This window comes from Sphingobacterium prati (assembly GCF_013167215.1).
Lineage (GTDB): Bacteria > Bacteroidota > Bacteroidia > Sphingobacteriales > Sphingobacteriaceae > Sphingobacterium > Sphingobacterium prati.
Genome location: NZ_JABJWY010000032.1, coordinates 242,546 through 261,033, shown reverse-complemented (window position 1 = coordinate 261,033; position 18,488 = coordinate 242,546). Strand labels below are relative to the sequence as shown.

Annotated in this window: 16 protein-coding genes; 9 read left to right on the top strand and 7 right to left on the bottom strand. The window is 39.2% G+C overall.

Annotated elements, in window-relative coordinates:
* Positions 1–288 precede the first annotated feature (288 nt).
* Complete coding sequence (locus tag HPC41_RS09455) at positions 289–1,560, bottom strand: serine hydroxymethyltransferase (RefSeq protein WP_172393767.1); 1,272 nt, start codon at positions 1,558–1,560, stop codon at positions 289–291.
* A 278-nt stretch (positions 1,561–1,838) separates the two neighbouring features.
* Here HPC41_RS09455 and HPC41_RS09450 point away from each other — a divergent pair, with 278 nt between their 5' ends.
* The 7 genes from HPC41_RS09450 (at position 1,839) to HPC41_RS09420 (ending at position 9,596) form a co-directional block, all read left to right on the top strand.
* Positions 1,839–2,189 (top strand): HesB/IscA family protein, encoded by a 351-nt coding sequence (locus HPC41_RS09450; RefSeq protein WP_172393766.1) that lies wholly within the window; start codon positions 1,839–1,841, stop codon positions 2,187–2,189.
* Positions 2,190–2,489: 300 nt separating this feature from the next.
* Positions 2,490–5,903 carry an isoleucine--tRNA ligase gene (ileS, locus tag HPC41_RS09445; protein WP_172393765.1) on the top strand — a complete coding sequence of 1,138 codons (3,414 nt, stop codon included), beginning with the start codon at positions 2,490–2,492 and terminating at the stop codon, positions 5,901–5,903.
* A gap of 3 nt (positions 5,904–5,906) precedes the next feature.
* Positions 5,907–6,293, top strand: coding sequence for a TraR/DksA family transcriptional regulator (locus tag HPC41_RS09440; RefSeq protein ID WP_046674049.1), 387 nt, complete (start codon positions 5,907–5,909; stop codon positions 6,291–6,293).
* A gap of 52 nt (positions 6,294–6,345) precedes the next feature.
* Positions 6,346–6,996: a lipoprotein signal peptidase gene (locus HPC41_RS09435; protein ID WP_172393764.1), complete on the top strand. Its 651-nt coding sequence runs from the start codon at positions 6,346–6,348 to the stop codon at positions 6,994–6,996.
* Positions 6,997–7,069: 73 nt separating this feature from the next.
* On the top strand, positions 7,070–8,014 hold the full coding sequence (locus tag HPC41_RS09430) for a M20/M25/M40 family metallo-hydrolase (protein ID WP_172393763.1): 945 nt from the start codon (positions 7,070–7,072) through the stop codon (positions 8,012–8,014).
* Between the two features lie 126 nt (positions 8,015–8,140).
* On the top strand, positions 8,141–9,055 hold the full coding sequence (locus HPC41_RS09425) for an SDR family oxidoreductase (protein WP_172393762.1): 915 nt from the start codon (positions 8,141–8,143) through the stop codon (positions 9,053–9,055).
* Between the two features lie 13 nt (positions 9,056–9,068).
* Positions 9,069–9,596 carry an acyl-CoA thioesterase gene (locus HPC41_RS09420; RefSeq protein ID WP_120261652.1) on the top strand — a complete coding sequence of 176 codons (528 nt, stop codon included), beginning with the start codon at positions 9,069–9,071 and terminating at the stop codon, positions 9,594–9,596.
* Between the two features lie 124 nt (positions 9,597–9,720).
* On the opposite strand, the gene HPC41_RS09415 is transcribed toward HPC41_RS09420, so the two are convergent.
* From HPC41_RS09415 to HPC41_RS09400, 4 genes are all read right to left on the bottom strand, one after another.
* Positions 9,721–10,131, bottom strand: a complete 411-nt coding sequence (locus tag HPC41_RS09415) for an EVE domain-containing protein (RefSeq protein WP_172393761.1) — start codon at positions 10,129–10,131, stop codon at positions 9,721–9,723.
* Positions 10,132–10,158: 27 nt separating this feature from the next.
* The gene (gene gldC, locus HPC41_RS09410; RefSeq protein WP_088160288.1) at positions 10,159–10,509 is read right to left on the bottom strand and encodes a gliding motility protein GldC; all 351 of its coding nucleotides are present in this window, start codon (positions 10,507–10,509) and stop codon (positions 10,159–10,161) included.
* Between the two features lie 91 nt (positions 10,510–10,600).
* The gene (locus tag HPC41_RS09405; RefSeq protein WP_172393760.1) at positions 10,601–10,846 is read right to left on the bottom strand and encodes a hypothetical protein; all 246 of its coding nucleotides are present in this window, start codon (positions 10,844–10,846) and stop codon (positions 10,601–10,603) included.
* Positions 10,847–10,851: 5 nt separating this feature from the next.
* On the bottom strand, positions 10,852–12,222 hold the full coding sequence (locus tag HPC41_RS09400) for a DEAD/DEAH box helicase (RefSeq protein ID WP_172393759.1): 1,371 nt from the start codon (positions 12,220–12,222) through the stop codon (positions 10,852–10,854).
* A gap of 176 nt (positions 12,223–12,398) precedes the next feature.
* Here HPC41_RS09400 and HPC41_RS09395 point away from each other — a divergent pair, with 176 nt between their 5' ends.
* Together HPC41_RS09395 and HPC41_RS09390 are read left to right on the top strand one after the other, a co-directional pair.
* Positions 12,399–14,537, top strand: a complete 2,139-nt coding sequence (locus HPC41_RS09395; protein WP_172393758.1) for a S46 family peptidase — start codon at positions 12,399–12,401, stop codon at positions 14,535–14,537.
* A 118-nt stretch (positions 14,538–14,655) separates the two neighbouring features.
* Positions 14,656–14,835: a hypothetical protein gene (locus tag HPC41_RS09390; RefSeq protein ID WP_045753606.1), complete on the top strand. Its 180-nt coding sequence runs from the start codon at positions 14,656–14,658 to the stop codon at positions 14,833–14,835.
* 57 nt (positions 14,836–14,892) lie between these two features.
* On the opposite strand, the gene HPC41_RS09385 is transcribed toward HPC41_RS09390, so the two are convergent.
* Complete coding sequence (locus HPC41_RS09385) at positions 14,893–15,684, bottom strand: GLPGLI family protein (RefSeq protein WP_172393757.1); 792 nt, start codon at positions 15,682–15,684, stop codon at positions 14,893–14,895.
* 1 nt (position 15,685) lies between these two features.
* Positions 15,686–18,403, bottom strand: a complete 2,718-nt coding sequence (locus HPC41_RS09380; protein WP_172393756.1) for an outer membrane beta-barrel protein — start codon at positions 18,401–18,403, stop codon at positions 15,686–15,688.
* Positions 18,404–18,488 lie beyond the last annotated feature (85 nt).

The following is an 18,488-nucleotide window of genomic DNA, read 5'->3' as shown; positions in this document are numbered from 1 at the left end:
TTTCAAAGTACCGTAAAATTATTGAGTAATCAAATTTTTACATTCTATTTTAAGATTTTTTAACATTTAAAAACTTACCGATATTTCCTTCCTTTCAAAACTATATGAATAAAGCTGCTAAAAGATTCCTATTTCTCTCGTTAACACCCAGCTGTTAACGAAATGGCACGGAGATGTTTTGATGCAGATATTCGAAATAGACCGCGTCTTTGTGAAGGTCACACACGCTCCAAAAGAAAAAGCGGAATCACCCTAAAGTAATTCCGCTTTTCCCTATGTGAATATGTCTTATTTATACAATGGAAATTCGGCCATCATTGCTTTCACTTTGCTATGGATTTTATCCAGTCCAGCATCGTTTGATGCATTTTGTAATGCTTCATCAATAAGCTCTCCGATTTGGATAATTTCGTTTTCCTTGATACCACGCGTAGTAATCGCAGCTGTACCAAAACGTACACCCGAAGTCACAAAAGGAGAACGTGTATCAAAAGGAACCATGTTTTTATTGGTCGTGATACCTGCTTTACCCAATACAGCTTCAGCTTCTTTACCAGAAATGTCTTTGTTACGTAGGTCCACTAACATCAAGTGGTTATCCGTACCGCCAGAGATGATCTTATAATCTTTCTCAACGAAGAACTTCGCCAATGCTGCTGCATTTTTCTTTACTTGAACAATGTACTCCATGTATTCGTCAGATAAAGCTTCGCCGTAAGCAATTGCTTTGGCAGCAATTGTATGTTCCAAAGGACCACCTTGTGTTCCTGGGAAAACAGCTAAATCCAATAACTGTGTGATTGTACGAGTTTCACCTTTAGGTGTTTTGATACCCCAAGTGTTTTCAAAGTCCTTACCAACCATAATCATTCCACCACGTGGACCACGTAGCGTCTTGTGTGTAGTTGTTGTAACGATATGACAATGTGGAAGTGGATCATTTAATAAACCACGAGCGATTAACCCTGCTGGGTGTGAGATATCAGCCAAAACTATTGCACCGATTTCATCAGCAACTTTACGGATACGAGCATAATCCCAATCACGAGAATAGGCCGACGCACCACAGATGATCATTTTTGGTTTTTCACGAAGTGCAGTTTCCTCCAATTGTTCGTAATCAATCAGACCTGTATCTTCTTTTACGCCATAAAATAATGGTTGATAGATCTTACCAGAAAGATTCGCTGGAGATCCGTGAGTCAAGTGTCCACCATGCGATAAATCAAGACCTAAAATTTTGTCGCCAGGCTTGATAGTCGCCAAAAAAACAGCTGCATTTGCTTGCGCTCCAGAGTGAGGTTGAACATTGACCCATTCTGCACCAAATAATTGTTTCGCACGATCAATAGCAATGCTTTCGATCTCGTCCACCACTTCACAACCTCCATAATAACGTTTTCCTGGGAGGCCTTCTGCATATTTATTTGTCAACACTGAACCAGCAGCTTCCATCACTTGTTTTGACACAAAGTTTTCCGAAGCAATTAATTCAATACCTTCTTCTTGGCGTTTCAGCTCATCAGCTATTAAATTAAAAATGGCTTGATCTCTTTCCATTGTTTTTAAATATTGTAAAGTAAATTTTGTATTTTATTTTAATGCCTCAAAGATAGCATATTCCATAAAGAATATCGACAAAAAGCCATATTTTATTAAATGTTCTTAGAAAAAGAAGCTTATTTATGCGAATTAGCTAATATCTGTTAAATCACATTTAGTATAATCCAATGCAATAAAATATTGAATGTTTTGTAAATGTCAAAAAATCCATTGCGGACGATTTGCGATTAAAAATATGTATTTTTGCTTTAAGAATTGGCTAAAACTATATCAAAATGAGCACAGAACATACAGCAATTGCTCCCGTTACCTTAACCCAAGGGGCAATAAAGGAACTCAATAAATTGAAGGATCAGCAAGAAATCTCTGATGATTTCGGTTTACGTGTCGGTGTGGAAGGTGGTGGTTGTTCAGGTATGAGTTATATCTTAGGTTTTGACCAGAAAAAGGATGGAGATAACGAATACGAAATTGAAGGCATTCGCGTTTTTATGAACAAAGCACATGGTCTATATTTGGCAGGCATGGAAATTGATTTCAAATCGGGGCTCGATGCCAGAGGTTTTACCTTCAATAACCCTAATGCAACAAGCACCTGTGGCTGTGGAAGCAGCTTTTCAGCATAAACTGAAATTTATACATATTCAATACAAAAAGGGATTACTATCAGTAATCCCTTTTTGTATGTTAGACCCGATTCCCAAAAAATCGATACTGCCTATACGAACTTATATTCCATCACCGTTTCTCAACGCATTAACCTTCCCTGGCGCCTTAATCATACAATTTTCCAAATTTAAGCGATTTAGTTGTTTTCAAAAATTTAGCGCTTCATTTAATGATATTACAGCTACAAAGCCCTCTTTCTTTTTCCATCATAATTCACTAAATTAGCGACCTTTAGAAAAGAAGCATACAACAGTCTGATGTACAAAGAATATAAGCAGTTAAATTTACCGGAAATTGGTAAAGAGATTTTGACCCGTTGGGAACAGGAAAAAATATTCGAAAAAAGTATCAATAATCGCCCTGAAAGCAAGTCATATACATTTTTTGAAGGTCCGCCCTCTGCGAATGGCATGCCGGGGATCCATCACGTGATGGCCCGCACGATTAAAGATATCTTCTGTCGTTACAAGACATTGAAAGGCTACCAGGTTAAACGCAAGGGAGGCTGGGACACCCATGGTCTTCCGATTGAACTCGCTGTCGAAAAAGCGCTGGGTATTACCAAAGAAGATATCGGCAAAAAGATTACCGTAGAAGAATATAATGAAGCCTGCCGCAAGGAAGTGATGAAATATACGGATGTCTGGAATGATCTAACCAACAAAATGGGGTATTGGGTAGACCTTGAACATCCTTACATCACTTATAAAAACGAATACATCGAAACGCTATGGTATTTGTTAAAAGAACTATACAAAAAGGGATTATTATACAAAGGCTACACCATTCAGCCTTATTCTCCTGCTGCAGGCACGGGATTGAGTTCCCATGAACTTAATCAACCGGGCACATATAAGGACGTGAAAGACACAACCATCGTTGCAGAATTCCGATTAATCAAAAGCCAGCTTCACCCAGCAATCGAAAAATTGGTTGATGATGAAGCCGAAGATGTGGCGTTCATCGCATGGACGACCACACCTTGGACATTACCTTCCAATACGGCATTGGTGGTCGGCAAGAAAATAAACTATGTAAAAATCCGTACATTCAACAAGTATACGGGAGCACCTGTATCTGTTGTATTGGCCAAAGATCTGATCAGCAAACATTTTAAAGCTGAAGGTGAAAATGCATCTTTTCAAGACTACAAATTGGGTGATAAAGTAATTCCTTGGGAACTTGCAGCAGAATTTGTCGGCGAGGAACTCGTAGGCTTACGTTACGAGCAATTGTTGCCCTATATCACCAACGAAGACTTACAGGAAAATGCCTTCCGCGTAATCCCTGGTGACTTCGTGACGACTGAAGATGGTACAGGTATTGTACACGCTGCGCCTACTTATGGTGCTGATGACTTCCGAGTAGCGAAAGAACACGGTGTACCGGGCATCCTGGTGAAAGATGAAAATGGAAAAGATGTTCCAACCGTAGATCGTACAGGTCGTTTCGTGAATGAAATCACCGATTTCGCAGGACGATTTGTAAAAGAGGAATACTACAGTGCTGAAGAGCGTGCGAAAGAAGACTTCAAACCTACCGATGTATTGATTTCGATCAAACTGAAAGAGGATAACAAAGCATTTGATGTTAAGAAATACGAGCACACCTATCCTCATTGCTGGCGTACCGACAAACCGGTTTTATACTATCCATTGGATAGCTGGTTTATCCGTACTACTGCGGTAAAAGAGGATCTAGTCGCTTTAAATAAAACAATCAATTGGAAACCGGAAGCAACTGGAACAGGACGCTTTGGAAACTGGTTGGAAAACCTAGTGGACTGGAACCTTTCGCGTTCTCGTTATTGGGGTACACCACTTCCAATCTGGCGTTCGGAAGATGAGAATGAAGAAGTTTGCATCGGTTCTTTACCAGAACTAAAGTCTTTACTGGAAGCTTCCCTGACTTCAGATGTTTTATCCGCAGAGGAGAAAGCAAAGAATCAGGCTTACTTGGATAAATTTGATACAGAACAGCTGGATCTACACCGCCCTTATGTTGATGACATCGTACTTGTTTCGGATGCCGGTCAAAAATTATTCCGCGAGCCGGACTTAATTGACGTATGGTTCGATTCTGGCGCAATGCCTTATGCACAATGGGGGTTGGATCACGAGAAATTAGCCCGAGGTGAAGAGTTTCCATTTAAGGCAGGTTTCAACCACGCTTATCCGGCTGATTTTATCGCCGAAGGTGTAGATCAGACCCGTGGATGGTTCTTTACGCTACATGCGATCTCGACAATGATGTACAAATCGGTCTCTTTTAAAAACGTTGTGTCCAACGGATTGGTATTGGATAAAAACGGAAATAAGATGTCCAAACGCTTAGGCAATGGTGTTGATCCTTTCTCGACGATCGATCAGTATAGTGCCGATGCAACACGCTGGTATATGATCAGTAATGCTGCTCCTTGGGACAACTTAAAGTTCAACATGGAGGGATTGGATGAAGTCCGTCGTAAATTCTTCGGAACCTTATACAATACCTACGCATTTTTTGCGCTTTATGCCAATATCGATAAGTTCTCCTATGCAGAGCCAGATATCGCTTTGGAAAAACGTCCCGAAATTGATCGTTGGATTATCTCCTTATTGAATTCACTGACGAAAGAAGTTGATGAATATTTAGCAGATTACGAACCAACTAAAGCCGCCCGTGCGATCCAAAATTTTGTGGATGAACACCTAAGTAATTGGTACGTTCGCTTGTGTCGTCGTCGTTTCTGGAAAGGAGATTATACGGAAGATAAAATTTCTGCCTATCAAACCCTGTATACCTGTCTGGATACGATTGCGAAATTAATGTCGCCGATATCACCCTTCTTCTCAGATAGACTGTTCCTGGATTTGAATACAGCAACGAATAAAGAGCAAGTTGAATCCGTTCACTTAGCAAATTTCCCTGTGTACAATGAAAGTTTAGTGGATAAAGCCCTTGAAGAACGTATGGCCCTAGCGCAAGACATTTCCTCATTGACCCTTTCATTACGCAAGAAGACATCGATCAACGTGCGTCAACCGCTAAACAAAATTCTCGTCCCTGTACTGGACAGTGCTTTCCAAGAGAAGGTGGAGAAAGTAAAAGATTTGATACTTTCTGAAACAAATATCAAAGATATAGAGTTCATTACGGATACAACAGGTATTATCAAGAAAAAAATAAAACCAAACTTTAAAGCTCTTGGCGCGAAAGTTGGTAAGGATATGAAGTTAGTCTCTTCGGCTATCCAATTGTTGACTATAGATCAAATAAGCACATTGGAATCAACAGGTGAAATAGCTTTAGCAGGGACACCATATACTATTCTATTGAGCGATGTAGAAATTATAGCAGAGGATGTGGAAGGATGGCAGGTTGCTAATCTAGGTAAATTGACTGTGGCATTGGATGTCCATATCACCGAAGAATTGAAAAAAGAAGGTTTATCGAGAGAATTGATCAACCGCTTACAAAATTTACGGAAAGAAAAAGGGCTTGAAGTGACGGATAGAATTAACGTAAAGTTAACAGCTACCCCTGAAGTGATCAATGCAGCGAAAGAAAATTTATCTTATATTTGCACCGAAATTCTCGCCGATTCATTGGTATTTGAAGATTCACTAACTGAAGGAGAGACCATCGAGATCGATGGCAAAGAACTTAAGGCATTAATCCAAAAAAATTAAATTATGGCAAACAACAACGAGAAAACACGCTATAGCGATTCAGAATTACAAGAATTTAAAGATATTATCTTGGACAAGCTTAGAATAGCAAAAGAAGAGCTTTCCTCGTTGACAGCAACGCTTAATAATAGCAATGCGAATGGTACAGACGATACTGCAGGTACGTACAAGACCTTAGAAGATGGTTCTGCAACACTAGAAAAGGAACAAACCAACCAATTGGCTGCACGTCAAAAGAAGTTTATCGACAACCTGGAAGCAGCGTTGGTGCGCATCGAGAACAAAACGTATGGTATCTGTAGGGAAACTGGAAAACTGATCCAAAAAGAGCGTTTGAAAGCTGTTCCACATACGACGTTGAGCATCGAAGCAAAAAACAAACAATATTAATTTAGGCAAAATATATGGTCTTTGCTCCGGCAAAGACCATTTTTATAGCACAATGAAGGGGTATACGAAACCAGTCGCACTAATTGTCGCGATTCTTTTAATAGACCAATTGTCAAAGATATGGGTTAAGCTCTCCATGACAATTGGACAAAGTCATCACATTTTAGGAAAATTCTTCCAAATCCATTTTATTGAAAATAATGGTATGGCTTATGGAATGGAATTTGGTGGTGATTATGGAAAATTATTCCTGACCGTGTTTCGGATACTGGCCGTAGCCGGTATCGGGTATGGTCTACATTACATGATCAAAAATAAATACAATCGCGGCTTTATATTAAATGTTGCCTTGATTCTTGCTGGTGCGCTTGGAAATATCATTGATTCGGCGTTCTATGGCGTGATCTTTAGTGAAAGCACCTATTACGAAAAAGCCGCTTTATTTCCAACTGGTGGAGGGTATTCATCCTTTTTGCATGGAAAAGTGGTTGACATGCTTTATTTCCCTCTCATTGAGGGAACTTTCCCTACTTGGGTCCCCTTTTGGGGAGGTGAAGAGTTTTTATTCTTCCGCCCTGTATTCAACATCGCCGATTCCGCGATCTCAGTGGGGGTTGTACTGATCTTATTGTTTCAAAAACGATATTTCAAAACGGAAAAAGAAGAGAAATCGAGTATCCATAGCGAAATCGTTGAAGATTAACGAAATATCTTACAAAGCCTTGTTAATCGCAGGGCTTTTCTTTTACTCCCATCTCACTTCAAAACACTAAAAAATGAAAAACATAAGCTTATTCCCAATTATCTGTTTACTTTTTGTGACAAAATTGGCGCAGGCACAACAAATTGAAATTCCGAATTTAAAGAAACATATTTATTACCTGGCCGATGATAAAATGCAAGGTAGAGGAACTGGTAGCAAAGAAGTATTCAAAGCTGCGGATTATATCGAAAAGGAATTCAAAAAATATAAATTGCAACCCAGAGGCGAAAAAGGCTATCGTCAATCTTTTAAAGCAAAGGTTTGGAAAGTAAAAGTGGCTGACAGTATCCGCAATGCAGATAATATTATAGGTTTCATTGATAACGGAGCTGCATTAACAGTTGTTATAGGAGCACATTACGATCATTTGGGCACAGGCCACCAAGGTAGTTCGAAAGATTCCTTAGGTGTTGGCAAAATCCACAATGGCGCAGATGATAATGCATCAGGTACTGCAGGCTTATTGGAACTTGCCCGTTATTTCAGTACTAATAAGGAAAAAGAACCTTATAATTTATTATTTATCGCTTTCGGCGCAGAAGAACTGGGTTTGGTAGGTTCGAAATATTTTACGGAGCACCCCACTCTTCCACTTGAAAAGATCACAGCAATGCTCAATATGGATATGATCGGACGCTACAATCCCGATAATGGACTTGCTGTCATCGGATATGGAACAAGTAGTCAATGGCCAACGATTTTCAAGGATATCCAAGCCCCTATAAAATTCAACTTAAGCAAAGATGGGAATGGTGGATCCGATCAGACTTCGTTTTATAAAAAGAATATTCCAGTATTGTTTTTCCATACTGGTGGACACCCAGACTATCACATGCCTACGGATGATGCAGAAAAGATCGATTATGATGCATTGAAATCTATTCTCGATCTGGAGAAGTCCGTCATCGAGAATGTAATGAAACAGTCTAATAAAATGGACTTTATCTGGACAAACTAAACGCTTAAAAATACCCTGCTTCATTTCTCGATCCTTGTGTACGCGAGTGAACTCCACGGAAGGACGGATGATGTTACTTTAAGCAGCCTTTAAATCAAAATAGGTATAAAAAAAACAATTATACGGATGAAAAAAATTCTTGTCACAGGTTCCAATGGTTTTTTGGGTCAGAAGGTCATAGACCTGCTTTCTGGAAATGATCTTTATGAAGTTACAGCCATTTCAAAAGGGCCGAACAGAAATCCCAATCAAGCCGGATATGTATTCTGCCAGGTTGACTTATTGGATCAGTCAATATTAATGGATTTCTTATCCGGTCATACTTTTGATACGATTATCCATACAGCAGCAATGACCAGCGTCGAAGCATGTGAGGCCGATAAAGCGACCTGTCAACTACTTAATGTTGAACTTGTACAGATATTGGCTAGTTACTGTAAACAAAATCAGACGCAATTAATTCATATCTCGACTGATTTTGTCTTTGATGGTAAAAAGAGAAGTCCTTATCACGAGCTTGATATGCCAAATCCCCAAAGTGAATATGGGAAAAGCAAATATGCCTCAGAGCAAGTGCTCGAACAGTCCTCCTGTCATTATGCAATCTTACGTACAATTTTGGTCTACGGTATCAACGGGGATCCGAATCGTTCCAACCTAGTCCTTTGGGCAAAGGCAAAGCTATCTCAGAAAGAAGCTATAAAAGTGGTTAATGACCAATGGAGAATGCCTACATTTGTAGATGATTTAGCGCATGCCTGTCAATTGGCCATTGAGCGACAAGCTCAGGGGATATTCCATATCTCTGGGGCAGAGTTGATGGCTATTAACGAAGCGGTTTATAAAATTGCAGAATATTGGAAACTGGACAAAACATTGATTTCGGAGATCAGTGCGGCAAGCATAGGACAAGCGGACAACAGGCCTCGTCAGACAGGTTTTGATCTCAGTAAATCCAAAAATGAACTCGGTTATATACCGACTTCATTTATAAAATCTTTGGAAATAATCGAAAAACAGTTCAGAGAATTTAAAAGATAATAATAAAAATAATATGATAGAGAAATTTGCCCGCGAGTCGTACACCGAAATGAACGAACTGGTTCTGCCAAATGATACCAATACGTTTGGAAACCTAATGGGTGGCCGTTTGTTATATTGGATGGATATCTGTTCGGCTATTGCAGCACAGAAGCATTGTAGCAATGTGGTTGTTACGGTGTCCGTGGATAATGTATCTTTTAAGCGTTCGATTAAATTGGGTGAAGTCGTCACTATACAAGCGCAAGTTACCCGTGCATTTAACAGTTCTTTAGAAGTGCGCATGGAAATTTTCGCCTCAAATTTGCCCGAGGGCACACGCGTAAAAACCAATGAAGCATATTATACTTTCGTTGCTGTTGATGCCGACAATAATCCCAAAGCTGTGCCGGTATTGATTCCCGAAACAGAATCAGAACACAAAGCTTACGAGGATGCACTGCAACGCAGGGAACTTCGTCTTATTCTTGCGGGTAAATTAAAGCCCGAAAATGCAAAAAAATTAAAAGCACTGGTCAGTCTGTTCAGCCAGAAAAACTAATCTGGCATTGACGTATGAGAAGAAAGCGGTGATATAGACATATATCACCGCTTTCTTTTATGGGTTGTAGGCATCTTTATAAGCCGTAAAATAACTGGATTCCACCGCCTTGCTTTTAGAACCGTTACTCTTCGTTGCCTAAGGCTAAGATGCGATCAAATTCCTCTAGTTTTAGCGGCATCACTGATAAACGGCCCTGTCTTACTAATGCGATATCCTGCAATTGTTCATCCGCTTTGATTGTTTCCAATGTCACAGGCTTCTTCAATGTTTCAACCGGAGCTAAATCCACTACAACCCAGCGCTCATCGTCAGTTGTTGGATCTTGATAGAACTCTTTCACCACCTTCGCCACACCAACGACCTCCTTCCCCTCGTTGCTATGATAAAAAAGAACCAAGTCCCCTTCTTTCATCGCTTTCATATTATTTCTAGCCTGATAATTGCGAACACCATCCCAAAACGTCCGTCCATCTTTATTAAATTGTTCCCAACTATATTTAAATGGTTCAGATTTCACTAAGAAATATTGCATAATCGAATAATTATTAAGCGTTAGATACTATTGTTGTGGCATTAATACTTCCATTTTATCGGCAAAATGTGCGCAGTAATCGCGCAAATCGCCAATAACCTTCTCGGCCATGGGATCGCCACCCGAAGAACGGATAAAAGAATCGCCCAACGTTTGTAAAGTTTCGTAGAAAAAACGCTTCATTTCATCATAAGGCATATCTTTTGTCCAAAGGTCGATACGCATTGAATTTTTGTAATGTGAATCCCATAAGGCTAAAAACATCGCTTTAGCAGGCAATTCCTCCGCATTATTTCCGTCCGTAGATGACCACATAATGTTTTCAGGAACATTGTTTTCATCAAGCTCTACTTGTAATTTTATTTCTGCTTTTTTCATTTTAGTATTGAGATATGAGTATTTAGTAGTGAGATTTCAGTTTTGTAAGCCCATGGCAACATCGTATCTCATCTTATTTTTTTATTTTTCTCTACGCAAATGTCACTTTAACGATCAGACTGACGACACAGACCACGACCAAAAATACGAGCTGCAACATCCACATTCTTTTATTGTCTTTGAGCAGCACCCTGAAAAGGATATCAACGATTGTCAATAGTAGCATCAACGCGATAAATGCTCCCCATGTAAAGAGCGCCTTTTCATCATTGGGATTTTCCATGACAAACCAGGCGACCAAGCATGCACTAGCAATATTTAATGGGGTAAAACGCATGTTGGTTATCGTTTCTTGAAATTACGGCTTGATCCTGTGGATTTACTACCACCAGACTTCCCTTTGCTTTTGGCCTTTGGCTTATACCCTGAGGCACGCTGGGCTTCGCGTACTTCTTTTTGTTTAATGACATATTTCTTCTCATGGAAAGCGCCCTGATAATCTGGATTGTCTTTTTTCTTTTGATTATCAATATCACGTGCAATATCCTGCTTCTCCTGAAAAGGTGTTTTCTCCACAAATACTTCGTCCGGAATCGGATAAACCGGAATACTTTGTTTAATCAATTTCTCAATTTTTCGAACATAATATTTCTCGGCTTCATTGCAAAAAGTGATTGCGTCACCTTCATTAAAAGCGCGTCCCGTCCTTCCGATACGATGGACATAATCTTCTATAACAATAGGAACCTCGAAGTTGATCACATGACTTACATTGGAAACGTCGAGTCCCCGTGCGGCAACATCCGTTGCGACTAGGATACGGATATTCCCTTCCTTAAATGCATTGATTGAATTAATACGCGTATTTTGCCCTTTGTTTGCATGAATGACACGCACCTCATCTTTGCCGTATTTACGTTCCAAAAAATGAAAAACATTATCTGCAACTTGTTTTGTTTTACAAAAAACAATCAATCTACTAAAAGCTTGATCGTCTTTCAATAGATGCTGTAGTAAATTCAGCTTCGTTTTTTGGTTAGGAACAACATATAAAGCCTGACTGACCGTTTTAGCAGGTGTCGCTTGCTCTGAAACTTCAATAATTGTAGGAAAGGCCAAAAAATCACCTGCAATCTTTCGGACCAGTTCGCTCATTGTCGCGGAAAACAATAAATTCTGGCGTTTACGCGGAACAATTTCCAATACGCGATGAATTTTGCTGATAAAACCCATATCCATCATCTTGTCCGCTTCATCCAAAACCAAAAATTTGAGTGATTTAACGACAATATGTCCTTCTAAATATAAATCTAAGAATCTACCCGGTGTAGCGACGATGATATCAACTCCTTTTTCAAGCGTTTCTATTTGTGTCTTAGGTCCTAGTCCACCATATAAAACAACAGAACGTAGATCAAGGTAAGTCGAAAATATTTTAATATTCTCCTCAATCTGCATCGCCAGCTCTCGGGTTGGCGTCAAGATCAAGGCACGTGCGTCAGTTCCCTGTGCATACTTCAATTTCATCAACATGGGCAATACAAATGCAGCTGTTTTGCCGGTTCCGGTTTGGGCTATCCCCATCACATCTTGCCCTGCCAATATCGGTGTAATTGCCTTTTCCTGGATCTCAGTCGGTTGCTGATAGCCCGCTTCCGTGATCGCATTTAAGATCTGTTTATTGAATTTAAAATTTTCAAATGATTGCTGCATCCTACAAAGATAAGGAAAAGAGTCCATTTGCCTTTCTTTGAAGGTCATTCCCTTACACATTTACTTTTAATTGACATAAAAATTGGGAAAAAGCACAATATAAAGTCTAATATTTTGGTTTTTGACAGAATTAAAGCATTTTTGTAGGGTATAAACAAACTTTTTATCAGGTTGATATGAAAAAATTATGGATGTGTTTGTTGCTGATAACAACAAGCTTTACTGCATTTGCCGATGAGGGAATGTGGTTTTTAATGTATCTAAAGCGTCTAAATGAGGCAGATATGCAAAAAAAGGGTCTTCGTCTGAGTGCCGAAGAAATCTACAGCATTAACCACTCTAGCTTAAAAGATGCGATCGTACAATTCAACGGTGGTTGTACCGCAGAAATTGTCTCTGACCAGGGCTTGGTATTTACCAATCACCATTGTGGATATGGCGCAATTGCTGAATTGTCTACACCAGAAAATGACCACTTAACAAATGGTTTTTGGGCAAAAATAAAAAGCGAGGAATTGAAACCCAAATCACTATCTGTACGCTTTTTTGTCCGAATGGATGATGTTTCAAAACGCATTTTAGGCCTGGTTGACAATAAAATGAGTGAAGATGAGCGCAACAAGATTATTGCTGCTGAGATCGCTAAAATCCAAAAAGAGAACAGCGATAATGGCAAGTACGTTGTTGAAGTAAAATCTTTTTATCAAGGAAATGAGTACTATTATTTTGTATACCAAGATTATACTGACGTACGTTTAGTGGGAACGCCACCAAATAGTATCGGCAAATTTGGTGGGGACACGGACAACTGGGAATGGCCCCGTCATACAGGTGACTTTTCTATTTTCCGCGTCTATGCAGACAAAAACGGAAATCCGGCGGAGTATGCGCAGGACAATGTCCCATTGAAACCAAAACATTTCTTACCTGTTAGCTTAAAAGGTGTTCAGGAAGGGGATTTTGCCATGATCTTGGGTTATCCTGGTCGTACGAATCGTTGGATGCCTTCCGGAGGAATCAATCAAAATGTAAAATTTGCCTACCCTGCTTGGGTTGAGGCTTCTAAAACTGGTATGGACGCCATGAAAAAATTCATGGATCAAGATCAGGCTGTTAAATTAAACTATGCTTCAAAATACTCGCAAGTAGCCAATTATTGGAAAAACCGTCAAGGTATGATAGACGCGTTGACTTTACATAAAACGGCCGAGTCAAAAGCTAAAGATGAGGTCAAATTTGATAAATGGGCAAACAAGGCAGCCAACAAAGCGGAATATGGAGACGTGATCAAAACAATCAATGCATTCTATACCGCCACCAATGAGAAAGCCAGACATGACAATTACCTGATGGGAATGATTCGGTCTAGTGCAATCGCAACCCTACCTTACACGATCGGATCTGGATTAGAGGTTTACGCTGCTGGCGATGAAGCCAGAAGAAAAGATATCCTTCCACGTCTAAAATCGGCGATTGATGCTGGCTACGAAAAAATGTATATGCCTTTGGAAGAACAGGTGTTAATTGACGAACTGAATCTATATGCAAAAAAAGCTGGAAATATCGCGCCTTACGTTGCTGAATTAGCGGCTAAGAACAATACTGATTTTACAGCTTACATCAAAGAAGCTGTAAAGAACAGCATTTTTGCTTCTGCTGAGCGTTTGAACAATTACTTACAAAACCCCAATACTGAAATTTTGGCAAATGATCCTTTGTACAAGTTATCTTCAGCGTTGATCAGCAAATACCGTCAGGAAGATCCTAGCTTAAAAGCAGAACAAGATAAATTTGATGGAGCCTACCGCAAATATGTCGCTGGCGTATTGGCATCTAATCCAAAAGGTAAATTCTATCCGGATGCAAACAGCACCTTGCGACTTTCTTATGGTTCGATAAAAGGTTTACCAGAAGACCCGCGTAATGATGCTGACAAGAATTTCTACACCACTTTAAAAGGTACTATCGCGAAGTACAAAAAAGGTGATGAAGAGTTCGATTTACCGCAACGTTTGATGGATCTGTACAAAAATAAGGACTATGGACGTTATGCTGACAAAAAAGGGTATTTACCAGTAAACTTCCTAAGTGACAATGACATAACAGGTGGAAACTCTGGTTCTCCGGTAATAAATGGAAATGGAGAATTAATTGGCCTAGCTTTTGATGGTAATATTGAAGCAATGGCTGGTGATGTAATCTTCGACCATAAGCTACAGCGTACTATTTCAGTTGACATTCGTTATGTATTATTTATCATTGATAAATTTGCAGGTGCAACGAACATTATTGACGAACTTAAGATTGTTGAATAGTTTTTTTTAAGCTTTTTCGATAAAAAAAAACGAAATTTATTTTCTATTTGATTCGTTTTTGTATATTTAAGGAGTGTTTAGGAAAAACCATAAAAACTAAAATTATAATTATAAAAAAATGGAAAACTACGTAAAATTAAAAGAGTTAGTAGCTTCTATCGAAGCTGATGCAGACAAGTTCTTCAACAATGGTAATTCTGCTGCTGGTACACGTGTACGTAAAGGATTACAAGACATCAAAACCTTAGCACAAGAAATTCGTAATGAAGTTACTGCTAAGAAAAACGACGGAAAATAATCTTTCCTGAGTTCACATAAAAAAGGCCTTTCAAACGAAAGGCCTTTTTTTGCCCTTTTAGAGGAACGTACAAGCCATCACCAAATTATAAATTTTAATACCCAGATAGTCACCAAAAGAGGCTTTCAGCTTATCATAAACCTGCTGCCTGGATAGGGGCTTGTCTTTTTTCTTCAATAATGTCGCCGATGAAGCCGTAACAGGGCCAAGTTCAACCTTAGTTGCAAACATATTGTAATGCAATTCAGGCACAGCCAGACCGAGAATCATTCCGGGTAGACCATTAAAAGCTGAGGGTCCGCCGGTAACGGGAATTTGATCTGTATAAAAGGCAACAGCATAGATTGAATCCAGTACCAGTCCGTTGGCTCTGCGGCATGGATATCCCGCAATTTCACGGTACTCGTTAGTAATTTTCCACTTGATCTTCAAAGTCGAATCAGCCACGACTACACGTTCCCCTCCCAATTCGAAAACCGAATTAAACACTTTGCTTTTCAAATTCTGATAGCCACTGATCCCCGACTCAAATATCCCCGATCGCATCAGTCCACTGACAACATCCGGATATTCTTCAGGAAGGTGCTCATAAAGCACCTCATCGGCAGAAAATGTCAATTTCTTTTTTAAGACCTGATTATTTGGAACCTGCTCTACCATTTCCTTAATGGAACTGCGCATATCCTCATCTTTTGCATAGGTTGCATAGCGTTTGAGCAAATTTTTCAGAAAGATAGTCTTGTCATAGGTAATAGTCCCCTGGGTGGGGAAATAAGCGTATTGCCCAACAGCAGTGATTGCCAAGAATAAACCTAAAAATAGGACGATTAACTTTTTGATATCTTTCATGTTATTTTGATTTTACGAGCATTTTATTGATTTCCCAAGTGAATTTCACCATGTAATATCTACTAATTGTGTTGAATCTACGTTCGGTCAGCAGGGTTCCGTTTTGACTTCGGTCAAAACCAACATTCTGCTTTAGAAGGTCATTGACCATAAATGTCAATTCCAGTTTTTCATCTTTCCTGAATTTTTTTGACAGTGCAGGACTCAATACAAACCGTTCAAATTTTTTACTATATACTGCTGTGGGAGCCTGATAACTATAGCTGAAATTCGCTCGCACAATAAATTTAGCCGGTAGAAAGTATTTCAGGTTTCCCTCAGATGAAAACGTGAAGCCCTTGCTATCCTCCATTGCACCGATGGAATTATCCTGGATAAGATATCCTGGAGATACATTGATGTCAAAATCCAGACCTTTGGTTGTCGATCGTTGTACCCCATAATATAGGGAATAGCTCTGTACTTTGGCATTCGCCAAAACACTATTGACATAATTGTAGTTGTTGCTGAATGAGGCCGAGGGGCCTCCGCCATGTCTCAATTGAAATTTTTTCCAAAGTTTACCGTAATACATCGGTCTGATACTAAGTTGATTATTACTATGATGGTTCAAATTGCCCCAGACAAAGGTGGTTTTCCCCAAAGAATCGATTGTTGTATTTTGCACCAAAGCATTGTTTGTACGCGAAGCACTTAAATAGATACCAATAAACTTGTCTTCCAATACAGAATAGGATCTAAAGCTCAGGTTCAGATTATTGGTGTAAGATGGTTTCAGATTCTCGTTACCTAGATATTCATTCAGGGGATCCAAATTCGATCGTAGTGGCTGAATCTGATTTAAAGAAGGTAAACCATTTGTGCCACGATATTCTAAATTAAGTGATTTATTTTTTTGAACCTCATAGTTGACATCGACCACAGGGTTATACACAAAAAATGAACGTGAAAGATTTGAATTTTCCATTCGATTTAATTGAGACAACTTACTATTTTCAAGCCTATTAGACACATTGACTACCAGCTTTTCTAGTGGTTTGTAATTCACCGCAAGGTTATAGCTATTCTTTGTCGTTTTATACAGGAAATCATTGCTATACAAGCTATCTAGTGTATCAAAAGCTCCTGTGTTCCGATTTTTATCGAATGATTCAACTGCGTTGTTGTTTCTATTGAAATTGAGCCCGTATTCAAATGATAAAATAACCTTCTTTGAGATCGGTTCGGAATAAGCAAATTCCCCACCCATAGAAAAAGAGCTATTGTTTACAAATTTTTTCTGATCGAGGGTTGAATCCCTTTCAGCTTTCCCTTCTTTATAAAATGTCAACTTGGAATATAATTCCTGCTCACCATCCTGTTTATAACCCGATGTAGAATAATTGAATGACAGCGAACGACCCTTCTTTTTAAATCTTCGTACGTAGAGTGCCGATGCATTGTACTGTTCTGATTTGGTGTCATTCTTAAATTTTCGGATGTTATCGTTTACCCTCTGTTCAAATTGATTAATGGTAGTTGATTGTGTCTCCGAAGAACTTTTATCATGTCTTTTGTTAGCACCTGCCCATACCGTTAAATCCGACATCGAGTCTACTTTAAATTCGTATTTCAAGCCAACATTATGTTTTTTATTTTCATTGGAGGCAAGCGTATTACTATTGCTGGTCAATATTGTATCGCGAGCTGCATTGCGTGTGAATACATTTCGGACCAGATCCACATTGGAGCGAATATATTTATAGTCGATTCGCCAAGCGTGTTTTTTATTAGCCGTTTTATCTGAATATAGAAATCCGGTATTCAGCGACTTTGGAATACCTTCACCATCAAAATTATCTCCTCGATCATAGTCCCCACCCATACTTGATGATTCTTCGTAACTGAGTCCACTCTTCCCCGTGTTACTTGCGATAAAATAGGCTGAAACCTTAAAAGACTGATTAAAATAGTTCAAAAAGCCTTGCCCGGAGTAGAACTTATCGCTACCTCCACCAACGTCTGTTTTTCCGAATATTCCGCGTCGAGCTTCCTCCTTCAACTTCACATTGATGGTCTGGGTACGTTCACCATCATCAATACCCGTTTTCTCAGCTTTATCGGATTTTTTCTCGTAGACCTGAATCTTGTCGACCATATCCGAGCGGATATTCCGGCTGACCAAAATGGGATCGTCACCAAAGAATTCCTCACCATCAACAAGCATCTTCTTCACTGTTTTTCCCTGTGCCGTAATCTTACCCGAAGCATCTACCGTAATCCCAGGCAGCACTTTCAACAGATCTTCAACCTTCGCATTTTTTTCAACTTTAAAACTTCCAGCATCGTACTCAGTCGTATCGCCTTTGATGCTAATCGGCACACGTCCCATGACGATCACTTCTTCCAACAGTGTTGTACTGCTGGTCATACCAATAGACATGTTGCTGTAATTCTGTCCAGGCAAAATCTCGGCATAATATTCACCGTATTTTGGATAAGTGACAACAATAAAATATTCACCAGATGCGGGTTGTTCCAATGAGAACTTACCGTTTTCGTCAGACCGAGTAAAATTAGTCAAGATGGAATCTTTAGCTGTCAACAACATAATTGTTGCATTGTGCAACTTAAGATGATCCTTCACATCACTGATTTTACCCTGAATTCGGGATTGTGCATTAACTATTCCGTAGAAACAGAATAAAATAAGTAAAAGTAGTTGCCCCACTCTTTTCATAAAATAGCTTGGATAGTATAGTTATAAAAATAAAATTCGTACACAAAACTAATATTTTGTTTTAGTTAATTTTAATTTATCTCAA

Excerpts from the sequence above, each read along its gene's own strand:
- HPC41_RS09455 (WP_172393767.1), bottom strand. The coding sequence starts at position 1,560 with ATGGAAAGAGATCAAGCCATTTTTAATTTAATAGCTGATGAGCTGAAA.
- HPC41_RS09450 (WP_172393766.1), top strand. The coding sequence starts at position 1,839 with ATGAGCACAGAACATACAGCAATTGCTCCCGTTACCTTAACCCAAGGG.
- ileS (WP_172393765.1), top strand. The coding sequence starts at position 2,490 with ATGTACAAAGAATATAAGCAGTTAAATTTACCGGAAATTGGTAAAGAG.
- HPC41_RS09440 (WP_046674049.1), top strand. The coding sequence starts at position 5,907 with ATGGCAAACAACAACGAGAAAACACGCTATAGCGATTCAGAATTACAA.
- HPC41_RS09435 (WP_172393764.1), top strand. The coding sequence starts at position 6,346 with ATGAAGGGGTATACGAAACCAGTCGCACTAATTGTCGCGATTCTTTTA.
- HPC41_RS09430 (WP_172393763.1), top strand. The coding sequence starts at position 7,070 with ATGAAAAACATAAGCTTATTCCCAATTATCTGTTTACTTTTTGTGACA.
- HPC41_RS09425 (WP_172393762.1), top strand. The coding sequence starts at position 8,141 with ATGAAAAAAATTCTTGTCACAGGTTCCAATGGTTTTTTGGGTCAGAAG.
- HPC41_RS09420 (WP_120261652.1), top strand. The coding sequence starts at position 9,069 with ATGATAGAGAAATTTGCCCGCGAGTCGTACACCGAAATGAACGAACTG.
- HPC41_RS09415 (WP_172393761.1), bottom strand. The coding sequence starts at position 10,131 with ATGCAATATTTCTTAGTGAAATCTGAACCATTTAAATATAGTTGGGAA.
- gldC (WP_088160288.1), bottom strand. The coding sequence starts at position 10,509 with ATGAAAAAAGCAGAAATAAAATTACAAGTAGAGCTTGATGAAAACAAT.
- HPC41_RS09405 (WP_172393760.1), bottom strand. The coding sequence starts at position 10,846 with ATGCGTTTTACCCCATTAAATATTGCTAGTGCATGCTTGGTCGCCTGG.
- HPC41_RS09400 (WP_172393759.1), bottom strand. The coding sequence starts at position 12,222 with ATGCAGCAATCATTTGAAAATTTTAAATTCAATAAACAGATCTTAAAT.
- HPC41_RS09395 (WP_172393758.1), top strand. The coding sequence starts at position 12,399 with ATGAAAAAATTATGGATGTGTTTGTTGCTGATAACAACAAGCTTTACT.
- HPC41_RS09390 (WP_045753606.1), top strand. The coding sequence starts at position 14,656 with ATGGAAAACTACGTAAAATTAAAAGAGTTAGTAGCTTCTATCGAAGCT.
- HPC41_RS09385 (WP_172393757.1), bottom strand. The coding sequence starts at position 15,684 with ATGAAAGATATCAAAAAGTTAATCGTCCTATTTTTAGGTTTATTCTTG.
- HPC41_RS09380 (WP_172393756.1), bottom strand. The coding sequence starts at position 18,403 with ATGAAAAGAGTGGGGCAACTACTTTTACTTATTTTATTCTGTTTCTAC.